At 42.4% G+C, this 12,270-nt stretch carries 9 protein-coding genes, 1 tRNA gene and 1 pseudogene; 2 read left to right on the top strand and 9 right to left on the bottom strand.

The genetic code is table 11. The features are described 5' to 3' along the window. Positions 1 to 4 precede the first annotated feature (4 nt). On the bottom strand, positions 5 to 343 hold the full coding sequence (locus FK178_RS11085; protein ID WP_146834919.1) for a hypothetical protein: 339 nt from the start codon (positions 341 to 343) through the stop codon (positions 5 to 7). A 315-nt stretch (positions 344 to 658) separates the two neighbouring features. Between FK178_RS11085 and FK178_RS11080 the strand changes: the two genes are divergently transcribed. Next, positions 659 to 1,132 (top strand): hypothetical protein, encoded by a 474-nt coding sequence (locus FK178_RS11080; protein ID WP_146834916.1) that lies wholly within the window; start codon positions 659 to 661, stop codon positions 1,130 to 1,132. 431 nt (positions 1,133 to 1,563) lie between these two features. Here the strand turns inward: FK178_RS11080 and FK178_RS11075 are convergent. Continuing rightward, a tRNA-Leu gene (locus FK178_RS11075) sits at positions 1,564 to 1,645 on the bottom strand. 271 nt (positions 1,646 to 1,916) lie between these two features. Between FK178_RS11075 and FK178_RS11070 the strand changes: the two are divergent. Further along, a pseudogene (locus FK178_RS11070) lies at positions 1,917 to 3,313 on the top strand (dipeptidase). Positions 3,314 to 3,413: 100 nt separating this feature from the next. On the opposite strand, the gene FK178_RS11065 reads toward FK178_RS11070, so the two are convergent. The 7 genes from FK178_RS11065 to FK178_RS11035 all read right to left on the bottom strand — a co-directional run bounded on the left by FK178_RS11065 (position 3,414) and on the right by FK178_RS11035 (position 12,158). Continuing rightward, positions 3,414 to 3,989, bottom strand: coding sequence for a PhnA domain-containing protein (locus FK178_RS11065; protein WP_146834913.1), 576 nt, complete (start codon positions 3,987 to 3,989; stop codon positions 3,414 to 3,416). 157 nt (positions 3,990 to 4,146) lie between these two features. Further along, positions 4,147 to 5,877, bottom strand: a complete 1,731-nt coding sequence (locus tag FK178_RS11060) for a DUF885 domain-containing protein (protein ID WP_146834910.1) — start codon at positions 5,875 to 5,877, stop codon at positions 4,147 to 4,149. 105 nt (positions 5,878 to 5,982) lie between these two features. After that, positions 5,983 to 6,984, bottom strand: a complete 1,002-nt coding sequence (locus tag FK178_RS11055; RefSeq protein ID WP_146834907.1) for a metal-dependent hydrolase — start codon at positions 6,982 to 6,984, stop codon at positions 5,983 to 5,985. Next, positions 6,985 to 8,496, bottom strand: coding sequence for a cellulose synthase family protein (locus FK178_RS11050; protein ID WP_146834904.1), 1,512 nt, complete (start codon positions 8,494 to 8,496; stop codon positions 6,985 to 6,987). Continuing rightward, positions 8,496 to 9,188: a glycosyltransferase family 2 protein gene (locus FK178_RS11045; protein WP_146834901.1), complete on the bottom strand. Its 693-nt coding sequence runs from the start codon at positions 9,186 to 9,188 to the stop codon at positions 8,496 to 8,498. Before FK178_RS11045 ends, FK178_RS11050 begins: the two co-directional genes overlap by 1 nt. A gap of 97 nt (positions 9,189 to 9,285) precedes the next feature. Next, the gene (locus FK178_RS11040) at positions 9,286 to 10,869 is read right to left on the bottom strand and encodes a 4Fe-4S binding protein (protein WP_146834898.1); all 1,584 of its coding nucleotides are present in this window, start codon (positions 10,867 to 10,869) and stop codon (positions 9,286 to 9,288) included. Beyond that, positions 10,866 to 12,158 (bottom strand): NAD(P)/FAD-dependent oxidoreductase, encoded by a 1,293-nt coding sequence (locus tag FK178_RS11035; protein WP_146834895.1) that lies wholly within the window; start codon positions 12,156 to 12,158, stop codon positions 10,866 to 10,868. Before FK178_RS11035 ends, FK178_RS11040 begins: the two co-directional genes overlap by 4 nt. Positions 12,159 to 12,270 lie beyond the last annotated feature (112 nt).

Below are 12,270 nucleotides of genomic sequence, written 5' to 3'. Positions count from 1 at the left end.
GTTCTTATTTCCTCTTACAAAACTTAAAGAATTTCAGAAAATTTTCCATTTTATTGGAAGTCGTTTCAGTTCCAAGTAAATCTATCTCCTCAATATAATTTTGTAAATACTGTTCGGCCTTTAACTTCCTAAACTCAATTCTTTTTTGGGCAGAGATATCATTAAAGAAATCGGGAGTTTCCTCTATTTTGGAGATCTGGGAAATTTTTGAGGCAGAAGAAATAGGAAATACCTTTAAAATAACAGAATTGGTAGACAAAATCCATGCGTCCCGTTTAAGGTCACGGTCATGTATTTTATCTATCTGTGATCTTAACAGCTTGATGCCGGTGGTTTTTCTCATTCGGGCTTCACTTTTTGCAGGGAATAAAGATTGCGCCTTAAATCAAGCCTAAGATTGTGAAAATTTTCCGGTATCCTCATAATTATTTTTAAATTATTTTGAGGATTACAGGGCCTCGAGAAAACAATCCTGAAACTTACAGTTATCTGAAATATTCAAGTTTTATTCTTTTCATCTTAATTATCAATTAATTAACGGAGGCTTATCCCGAATTTGACTAGTTTATCCCTTTGAAATTTCACGTGTTGAGCAGTAGATGATTTTAATTCTTTAATTATCTGGCAGGGAGGGTAACCTGAATTTAATAGTAGCAATATGAAAATGCTGGTTATAATCCTGCTTCTTCCGCTGGCATTTTATTCCCAGTCCAATCAGTATTTTACACTTCAAACAGAAATAGATGCCAGAAATGCCATATTTGGAGGAACTGTAAATGAAAAAGGATATAACGGGGTTTTTAAGGGAGGATTTTCAGCACAATGGTTCAGGGTTGATGCCTTTTATGAAACATTTTCGCAGCTTAGCTACAGGACAGCCGGGGTAAATATTACTCATTTGTTCAGGTATAACCGCGCTTTAATCCCGGGGGTGGGAATACAAATAAGCGTAATTGATAAACCGAAAAAGCTAACCCCTTCCCTGGGAGCAAATGCGCTCCTGGAATATCATTTCCCCAGGTTCTTCCTGTCAGCCAGAGCCGAAACGAAAATGAGGACCGACTGGGATATCACTGTTTTCTCGGGATTTGTTGGAGTAGGCTACAAAATTGATGCGGGAAAGTTTAGATGAGGTTAGTAATATTGATATAACCCTGGCTGCCTAAAGAATTGAGGGGATATTATTCCACCGGTATTAGGACCGGTTTTTCATTCCGCTTCACATAGAGGCCTATTTGGCCCTTTCAAGGCGTGGATTGGTAAGAGATTATTTTCATCCCGCTTCACGGGATGTTGATGTTTTCCACCCTTTCAGGGCTTTACTGTGGTGAAGATCCCGGTATTTGAGCAGGCAACAATGATTTTGCCTGATCTCTTTTTATTCATTCCTTTTATTCCAAAAAAAAAGCCCTTCATTGCTGAAGGGCTTTTCGTGCGGGCGAGAGGACTCCCTTCGACGCTGCTTCGACTGCGCTCAGGACAGGCTTCTCGTCCTTCCGCCATTAATTTAATCCCTCATTTTATTCCATAAAAAAAAGCCCTTCATTGCTGAAGAGCTTTTCGTGCGGGCGAGAGGACTCGAACCTCCACACCTTGCGGCACCAGATCCTAAGTCTGGCGTGTCTACCAATTCCACCACGCCCGCATTTCCATTTTACAACACTTAGGACTTATTGTAAAACTGCTTACCTAGATAAGCGGCTGCAAATATACATAAATGTTTCAATTTTCAAATAATACTCTAAATAATTCTTGAAATTTTTAGAAAGATTATTTCCTGCATTTTTCGACCTAACTTTGTTGTGTTGATTACCAGCAGAGAAGGTTCCGGTACATGTATGTTTTCTAACTTAAGCTATTTTGTTTTAAACAGGTAAAGCATTTTCTTACCTTTACGTAATTTCAAAATTTAACGAATGAGCGATATTAAAAAATACGTCGGGGAAAATAAGGAAAGGTTCATCAAGGAACTTATCGAACTCCTGAAGATCCCTTCTATAAGTGCAGATTCTGCCTATAAAAATGATATTCTGAAAACTGCCGATGCGGTTAAGAACAGTTTGGAAAAGGCGGGTTGTGATCAGGTGGAAATTTGTGAAACGCCCGGTTATCCAATTGTATACGGTGAGAAGATCATCGATGCCAATTTGCCCACCGTGCTTGTATATGGGCATTATGATGTTCAGCCGCCAGATCCTTTAGATTTGTGGGAGAGTCCGCCATTTGAACCTGTGATCAAAAACACCAAAATTCATCCTGAAGGAGCCATATTTGCCCGTGGGGCCTGTGATGATAAAGGCCAGATGTATATGCACGTAAAGGCGCTGGAATACATGACCAGCACAGGTTCTTTACCCTGCAACGTAAAGTTTATGATTGAGGGTGAAGAAGAGGTTGGAAGTGTGAGTTTAGGTTGGTTCCTTGAACGAAACCGCGACAAACTTGCCAATGATGTGATCCTGATCTCCGATACAGGAATGATAGCCAAAGATGTGCCCTCAATAACAACAGGCCTGCGCGGATTGAGTTATGTTGAGGTGGAAGTGACCGGTCCAAACCGCGATCTTCACAGCGGATTATACGGTGGCGCGGTGGCAAATCCTATCAATGTGCTCACCAAAATGATCGCTGCCCTGCACGATGAAAATAACCATATCACCATCCCCGGATTTTATGACAAGGTAGAAGAGGCCAGCGACCTGGAAAGGTCAAAAATGGCTGAAGCCCCTTTCTCTCTTGATAAATATAAAGAAGCCCTGGATATTGAGGATGTATATGGGGAAAAAGGCTATACTACCAATGAGCGAAATTCAATTAGGCCCACCCTTGATGTAAACGGCATTTGGGGCGGATACATTGGAGAAGGTGCCAAGACGGTGATAGCAAGTAAAGCATTTGCAAAAATTTCTATGCGTTTGGTACCAGATCAGGATTGGGAAGAGATAACTCAGCTTTTCAAAAAACATTTCGAAAGCCTGGCCCCAAAGGGAGTTAGGGTAAAGGTAAAACCCCACCATGGGGGCAGGCGTATGTAACACCTATTGATACTTTGGAATATCAGGCGGCGAATGATGCCTATGAGGAATCTTTTGGCAAAGCTCCAATTCCTCAGCGCAGTGGTGGAAGTATCCCCATTGTTGCCTTATTTGAAAAGGAATTGAAAAGCAAAACAATTTTAATGGGCTTTGGGCTGGACAGCGATGCGATCCATTCTCCCAATGAGCATTTCGGGATCTGGAATTATTTAAAAGGGATTGAAACCATTCCTCTTTTTTACAAGCATTTTACCAAATTAAAGCAACAGGAAAAGTAAGCTTCCAGACTAATTAAAAATTATAAACCTCACAGGTTTTAAAAATCTGTGAGGTTTAATTATTTAGTGATTATTTGAAATCTTTGAAAGAGTTCAATTATCAAATCTTCTTCACGTATTTGGTAATGATCACAATTTGCTGTCCGTCAACTTTCCCTTCAATATATTCTTCATTTTGGTGATCCAGGGAAATGCGTCTTACCGGCGTGCCTTGCTTGGCGACCATACTGCTACCCTTAACCTTAAGATCTTTGATCAAAACAACATTATCTCCCGCTTCCAGGATCACTCCGTTGCTATCTCTGTGCACCACAGATCTGGAAGAAGGATCTGCCACCTGATTGGCTTTTGCCCATTCTTTCACATCCTCTTCCATATACATCATATCAAGCAGGTCCTGAGGCCATCCTTCCCCTTTCAGCCTGGTAAGCATTCTCCAGGCCACTACCTGCACCGCCGGCACAGGGCTCCACATACTGTCGTTTAAACACCGCCAGTGATTAGGGTCGGTCTTATCAGGATTCTCAATTTGTTCCCTGCATGTATTGCATATAAGTATACTGTTTTCCGCCCCCTTTGGAGAATCTGGCACTTCATAGATATTGAGGTCATCATTAGAGGTGCAAAGTTCGCATTGCGAACCGCTTCTTTGAAATAATTCCTGTTCCAGGCTCATTTGAATAGATGTTTAAAAATGTAAAGATACGCGAATGTGAGTCGGATTTGTGTAAAGGCGTCACAGATCACAGATCAGCGTGAACATTTCTTTTCAATACATAACCGTCAGCAAAGATTTTAATCAGTGTTGATAACAGAATTTATTCATTAACCCTTTAACTCTTTGACCCGGTTTCTAACCTGGTTTGAATATACTCATCTACCAACTCTTCCATAATTTCCAGGGTAAGGGTTCCGCGGCTTAAGATTACCTCGTGAAAATCGCGGATGTCAAATTTTTCGCCCAGTTCCTCTTCTGCTTTTTTACGCAGTTCCCGGATCTTTATCTCCCCAATTTTATATGATACTGCCTGGCCCGGCCATGAAATATAGCGGTCAATCTCAGTATTTATTTCGTGAAGCGAAAGGGCTGTATTGGATCTAAGATATTCTACCGCCTCCTCGCGGGACCAGCCCAGGGCGTGCATGCCGGTGTCTACAACAAGCCTGCAGGCGCGCCATTGTTCATAGGTGAGTTTTCCAAACAACTCATACGGGGTGGTGTAAATTCCCATTTCTTCAGCTAAAAATTCTGAATATAATCCCCAGCCCTCACCGTAAGCCGAGAGGTAGAAATTTCTTCTAAAGGAAGGAATGCTATCTCCCAACTCGCCGTTTAGGGAGATCTGTAAATGATGCCCCGGCACCGCTTCATGCGCTGTTAAAGAGGGAAGCACATATAATGGCCTGCTGGGCAGGTCATAGGTGTTCACCCAATAAAAGCCTGCCTGGGTTTCATCCTGAGGGGAGATATATCTTCCGGTAGTGTATTTTGGTGCTATAGCATCAGGCACCGGTGCCACTCCATAGGGTTTTCGCGGTAATGTTTTGAAATAACGCGGAAGCTGGGCGTCTATCTTTTTTGATATATTCCGGGCTACCATCAATAACTCCTCGGGCGATTTTGCATAAAACTGTTCATCGGTTCGCAGGAATTGGATAAATTCCTCAAAACTTCCGTCGAACTCAACTTCCTCTATAATAGTCTTCATTTCTGAATTGATCCTGGCTTCCTCATCAAGGCCTATCCGGTGCACTTCTTCCGCAGTAAGATCAAGGGTGGTATAAAAATCCAGCCGATTCTGATAATATTTCCTGCCATTAGGAATAGCAGATACTCCTACACTTTCCCTGGCTTTAGGTAAATATTCGGTTTCAAAGAATTGTTTGATACGTTTAAATTGGGGAATTACTTTATTCTTAATAGCAATTTCAGCTTCCTTGAGCACCGAATCTCTTTGGGCCTTTGTGAGAGATTGCGGTAAATTTTTGAACGGGGTATAGTAGAAACTATCCCGGTAATCTTTAACTATCTGGTCGTTATAAGTAGCTTCGTAACCTTGAAATATCACCTTTGGCTGGGTAATCCCTTTGTAAATCCCTTCTCTTAACAACGCCAGGTGCTGGTCTACGTATACGGGCACAGCATTAAGTTTGGCGAGATAGGATTTTACCTGTGCATAATTTGCCAGCTCCCTAACCTGATAGGCCAGACTTACATGGAAACCTGCATCAGATAATAGCGGATTCAAATAAGCTTCATACTCCAGCTTATCTACGGTTTCCTGAAGCCGGAACTTCAAAAGTTCGGCAGAGATCCTTTCAGAGGAAGTGAGATTCTCCTTTTTTAATTCCTTTAGCTTTTCAAGCCGCTCCTTAGCAAACTGGGCTTCCCGCCTGTAATGGTCTTTTGTGAAAATCCCCAAAGGATATTCGGTTTTATCGTAAGATTTTCTATCCTGGACCTGTGTTATAATTTCATTCAATTTGTAGGAATCGTTTTGAGCAATAACATTTGGGGCAGTAAGAAGGATAAGAAAAAAAAGATACAACGGAGGAAATTTCATAAGCGGGAATTTTATGCAGGAAAATCTAAATATAGAGTATTCAGTCCAATTTGTCAATTGAAAGTGTTATCCCAAGGTTGTATTATAGGAGCAATAAGCAGCGGTTTAATTTCCCAGGATGCGTTGTCCCAATCCCAATAAGAGTTCTTTAGCTTCGGCGGGTTTACGTTTTACCTCCTCGACTACCAGTTCCTCGTTTTGATCGTTGAGCCAATAAGTAAATACAAAATCCGGGTCTTCATTTTCAATATCAAGTACCCCGAATCTCAGGTCGCTGAAAAGTATCTTGTCTTCCTGCTTCGAAATTATGTACCACCCATTGGAGATCTTTATAAGGCGTTGAACTTTGTCCTCTTTTTCCAATTCTCCCAGCAAGTGGTGGTTTTTATCGTACCGTTTAAAGCTGATGGGTTTAGAATCAAAAAAAGAATAATCCCCAATAAGATAGGCGTCTTTCAATTCCACATTTGCGGTCCATAGAATAGTGTTGAGCGCGGCGGGTTTGGTTTCAATTTGAAGGTATTCATATCCCTGTTCCTGGAGGGCGTTTTCAAATTTCTGAAATGTGATCCCTTTTAAAACAAGGCTTAACACCAAATAGGAACTGCTTACAATTAGGCCGAGATTATTTAGTCTTCTTCTTTTGGGAGAGTCTCTTTCTGCACGCATCGCGAGGATAAGAAATATCAAAAAAGGCAGGGTGTAAAGGGGATCAATAACAAATATATTCTTAAATGCCACTCTTATATCAAACGGCCAGAAAAGCTGTGTGCCCCAGGTAGTAAATGCGTCCAGGATTGGATGGGTGAACAGGCCCCAGAACATAAGCCAGGACCAATCCTGCCAAACCGCGGCAGAACGTTTTTCAATTTTGGAAATGAGCCAGCCGAAAACAGGTGCAAATAGTATCGCAAAAACAATGGAATGTGTAAATCCGCGATGCACCTCAATTGCTGTTACAGTATCGGTAAAATAATTAGCAATTACATCAAGGTCGGGGATAGTGCCGGCTATGGCCCCGTAAAGCATAGCTTTATTGCCCACTTTCCTTCCTAACACCGCCTCTCCCACGGCGGAGCCCAATACAATTTGTGTTAATGAATCCATTTAGTTGCTTTCTGTAAGGCTGTCGGTAACCGGGCGGTTTGCTTTCACAGGACCCAGCGATTTTGCCACTACAAACCCAAATCCGGTAAACAGCATAAGATGGAAGAGGAGCAAGCCGTATTCATCCAGCAGAAATGCGCAGTAGATAGCGTAGCCAAAATAAAGGAACAATCCGGCCTCTATAAAGGTGTTGGCAGAAATGTTTTTAGTCAGGTATGCATTGCCTTTCCAGGAATCTTTAATCGAATTGATATTAAATTTAGGGGTCCTTATGAATTCGCTTTTTTTACCAAAATGACCTTCCAGCACTGCAAGCGAATTATGCACTGAAAATCCCATAGCGATTGAGAAAAAGGTAAAGAACATGCCAATGAAGGATAGGAAATTCTTAAATCCGCCCCCATGTATCTTGCGGTATGTGACCCAATAGCAAACAAAGAAAATAAGGCTGCTTATGGCAAAGAAGGCCAGTACATTAAAAAACCAACTGAAGGCAGGATTGTTGTTTTTAATAAATAAAACCGGCAGGCTCAGGATAGCGAGCAACAGGATTACCAGAAACATACTGGAATTGAGCAAATGAAAGAAGCCATGAAATTTGGTCCCCGCGGTTTGGCCTTTTTTGGATAACAACTGCGAATAATTCTTTTGAAAATTTTCTGCGGCCCCTTTATTCCAGCGAAATTGCTGGGAGCGGGCAGCACTTATTACCACCGGAAGTTCGGCGGGAGTTTCAACATCTTCTAAATATTTGAATTTCCAGTTTTTCATTTGTGCCCGGTAGCTAAGGTCCAGGTCTTCTGTAAGAGTGTCTCCGCTCCAGTTGCCGGCGTTTAGAATACACTCCTTTCTCCATATTCCCGCAGTACCATTGAAGTTAATGAAGTGTTTCCCGAAATTCCTTCCGGTTTGTTCCATCACGAAATGAAAATCCAGTGCAAAAGCCTGAATTTTGGTGAGTAAGGAATAATTCCGGTTTATGTGCCCCCAGCGGGTTTGCACCACCCCGATTTCCGGATCTTTAAAATAGGGAACGGTTTCCATAAGCCAGTTTTCCTTCGGAAGAAAATCTGAATCAAAGACTGCAATGAATTCTCCTTTTGCAACTTTAAGTCCTTCTTTTAAAGCTCCCGCCTTGAAACCGCTGCGGTCCTTCCGGCAGATATGTTTTATATCAAGTCCGCTTTTCTGAAGCTGTTCTATTTGAATTGCGGTATTTTCAAGGGATTCATCTGTAGAATCATCAAGCACCTGAATCTCCAGTTTTTCACGGGGGTATTCAATTTTCGCGATGTTATTTAAAAGCCGTTCCATCACGTACTTTTCATTGTACACCGGAAGCTGAATGGTCACAAACGGAACATTTTCAGGTTTGGAAAGGTCCGTTTTTTCTGAAAGGTCTTGCTGTTTTTTGGAACGCAGATAGTTAATGAGCAAGTTAAGCTGGGAAAGGCTGTATATAAATATAAGCAGCAATGCCAGGGTATAAATTATGATGATGCTGAGATCCATTATTTAAAAGAGTATTTAAAGATCCAGGTCAGGATTTTCACTCCGGCAAAGATAGCACCTTTTAAAGTTCCTGAAACCTTGGACACCCCAATCCGGTTGCGGTAATGTACCGGAACTTCAATGTATTGATACTTTTTTCTAAGAGCCTTTAACTGCATCTCAACGGTCCAGCCATAGGTTTTGTCCTGCATTTCCAGGGCCAGCAACTTATCATATTTTATCGCCCGGAATGGCCCGAGATCGCTAAATTTTGCATTAAAAAATAATTTCATTAGCGAGGTGGCCAGCCAATTTCCAAATATCTGCGGAAAGGTCATGGAACCCGGTTCTCTAAATTCTTTTACCCGCGCGCCTATCACCATATCCATATCATCTTCAATTATTGGGGCCACGATTTTATCCATTTCTTCGGGGTGGTCGCTGTAATCGCCATCCAGAAAAACAATAATTTCGGGAAGAGGAGCCTGGGTGGCAATATAGTCCATGCCTTTAAGACAGGCATAACCGTAACCTTTTCTGCTTTCAGTAAGAACGGTTGCTCCGGCGGCCCTGGCATTTTCCTCTGTAGCATCGGTAGAATTATTGCTTATCACAATAATTTCTGCAACAAAGTGGGGGATCTCATTTATTACTTTCCCAATGGAATCCTGTTCATTGTGAGCAGGGATAATTACTTTTATTATAGGAGGCATTCAGTCTTAATTAATGGCAAAGATAGGGTTCAATAATGGATTTGCCTTCCTTGTGAAGTTTAAACCCCTGCTCCATTTATTATTCCGGAGGGAATTTTCATTCTCCTTTTTGGTTTAAAAGATCAAGGAGATCTACATCATTGCCCAACAACACCTCTTCAGAATTAATCCTTCCTTTAAGCGGCCCGTTTTCAAGTTTTAGAACTCCCCGCGGGCAAACGGCAGAACAAATTCCGCAGCCCACGCAGCTGGAGCGTACAATATTTTCGCCTTTTTGAGCATAAGCCCGCACGTCTATTCCCATCTCGCAATAGGTAGAGCAATTTCCGCAGGAGATACACTGGCCACCATTGGTGGTGATCCTGAATTTTGAGAACAGGCGTTGCTGCATTCCCAGCACTGCAGCCATTGGACAACCAAATCTACACCACACCCTGTTCCCGAAAATGGGATAAAAACCAACTCCTATCACGCCTGAGAAAGCGGCGCCGATTAAAAAGCCGTACCACGCCCTTAACTGATGGCCATCAAAAAAGAAGATCCGGTAATTCCCGCTCAAGTAATTAAGAGAGATAATCGCGAGGATTATTACGAGATAGCCAATAGCGCCATATTTGGCATCTTTTGCAAGTTGCTCGCGCTTAAAGATCATGATGAGGGCAAAAATAAGAGTGAGAAATCCTGCGGAAAGCCAGAGAAAAACATCCTTCGTAAACCAGGAATCTGATGGATTTTCCAATAAAAAGGAATAGATCACCGCGATAGTCATCACCACTACGAAAACCAGCACACTGTGAATTACCCATCGCTCCACTTTCCAGGCAAAATTGGATTTATCTGATAAATGCCTGTACGGGTCACCCGCCGTTTCTGCGAGCCCGCCGCAACCGCAAACCCAGGAGCAGTACCAGCGTTTCCCATATTTATAGGTGAGGATTGGAGAGATCACAAAAATGGAAACGATCCCAAAGCCGAACATCAATAGGCCTATAGTACCTGCAGAGAAAAACCCTTCCATTTTATAGCCTGCAAAAAAATCGTAATTAAGTGGCCACAGGTTGGCGGGATTGAAATAAGGTTGATTCAATCTTATTAATATCTCCGGGATTAAAAATGCAAAACCAAGTTGAAAGAACATGACCGAAAAGGTTCGCAGGATCTCGTAATTATTATGCCGGTATTTCAGGATGAATTTATACCCAAACACTAGGATTGCCAGGGTATATAAGGTCCCATACACAAACCATTGGCTGGCGGGATACCCGCTTATAAACCTGCTTAAGGGGTCGAATAAGGCAATAATTCCTGTGTTGGCACCATCGCTGTTCAACCCCAGATACTCGGGATACCAATAAAGTACAATGTAAAAAAGGGTAAGGGTAATTCCCGTGATCCAGGCCCAGAATCCCCGTGCGGTCATAGACCTGAACCACACCCCGTCATTCTTTATCCCTGGGTGTTTCCCGCGGTACGCATCATTTGTAAAGATTATGGTCCCTACTGTTATAAGTGTAATGGAGAGTACAAGGAACAGGGTTTTATTCGGAAAATTTACATTTGCAATGGCCAGCAGCAGTATGAATAATCCAAGCATGCCTATTCCCGAGGCCAATCTTTGAGTTTTCGAAAGTCCGCCGGGAGTATCGCCTGTAATCGACATATTATGTTCTAATTTGCTCATAGCTGGGGTTGTTGTAAATTTTCTTTAAAACTGTTGAAAATCTCCTTTTCATATCGCCGGTAAAACTCCGGATCAAAATTGGCTTCTTTTAGATTTGCCAATACATGCTGAATGCTTTTTCCCTCATTGAGCCAGCGGTCAAAAACCTCGTGGCGCATCCTTATCCCATAGGTGTTGATGCCTAAAAACAAGTTTGTTGAAGGATCAAAAGCCACTGTGATTAATTTATCCCTTTCCTTATGCACCCAGTGTAAATGCTGTTCTTTTTCCCCCGGACTTGTATGTACCCAGCCATAAGTTTGGTATTCTATATCAAAGAATTTTGCACTGTTAAACCAATTACCCGGCTTGTAGGGTATTTTATTTCCGGTTAAGGTCTGGCCAAGGGTTTCTCCCATCATTCTGCCGGTATACCATACTGCCTCAACTGGCTTGCGAAGGCCAATTGGGGTGCGTTGCTGCGCACAGTCGCCAATGGCATACACGTCAGGAATATTGGTTTGCAGGTATTGATCTACCAGAATTCCTTTGTCGGTATCAAGTTCAGTATTCCTTAAAAACTCAATATTTGGTGTTACCCCGGTGCAAAGACCAACCAGGTCACATTGTATTTCTTCCCCATCTGAAGTGATCACTCCCCGAGCCCTGCCATTCTCATCGGCAAGGATCTTGTCCAGAGTGGTATTATGTCTTAAGTCTACACCATGGGAACTAATATGCTCAGAGATCAATTGGGCATCATGTTGAGGAAGAACATTTGCCCAGAAGCCATTTTCCCGTACAAGAAACGTGACCTCAATTTTGCGGGTACGCAGCATTTCAGCCATTTCCACGCCAATTAATCCGCCACCCACCATTACCGCTTTCCGGCAATTTTGGGTATTTTCTTCCAGTAATTCCAGGTCCTGAAGACTAACCAGTCCCTGTACTCCCTTTAAATCCTGACCTTCCCACCCAAATTTGTTTGGCATAGATCCGGTGGCCAGGACCAGGGTGTCATATTTCATAGGTTCCCCGAGAGAGAAACAAAGCATCTTTTCCTTAAAGTCGATCTTTTCTACACGCGCCTTTTTGAGCTCAATACGGTTCTTTTCCCAAAACCAATCTTCATAGGGTTTCAGGTGTTCATATGTCATATGGCCCATGTATACATACATAAGGGCAGTACGGGAAAAGAAATGATCACTTTCTGCAGAGATCACGGTGATCCTTTTGTCACTGCGTTTGCGAATATGCCTGGCAGCGGTAATTCCGGCAATTCCATTTCCTATAATTACGATATGCTCCATATTTTTTTGCCTGAAAATCTCAAAAGTAAAGTACGCAGAAATCGGCCAGATTCCCAAAGTATTATTGGCATTGTTGGTAAACCGCTATGTCAGGAGCGAATTGTACGCTCCC

The sequence above is a fragment of the Antarcticibacterium arcticum genome (assembly GCF_007993795.1).
GTDB classification, from domain to species: domain Bacteria; phylum Bacteroidota; class Bacteroidia; order Flavobacteriales; family Flavobacteriaceae; genus Gillisia; species Gillisia arctica.
Note: the sequence above shows the minus strand (reverse complement) of the source record. Positions and strands in the feature narration are given on the sequence as shown.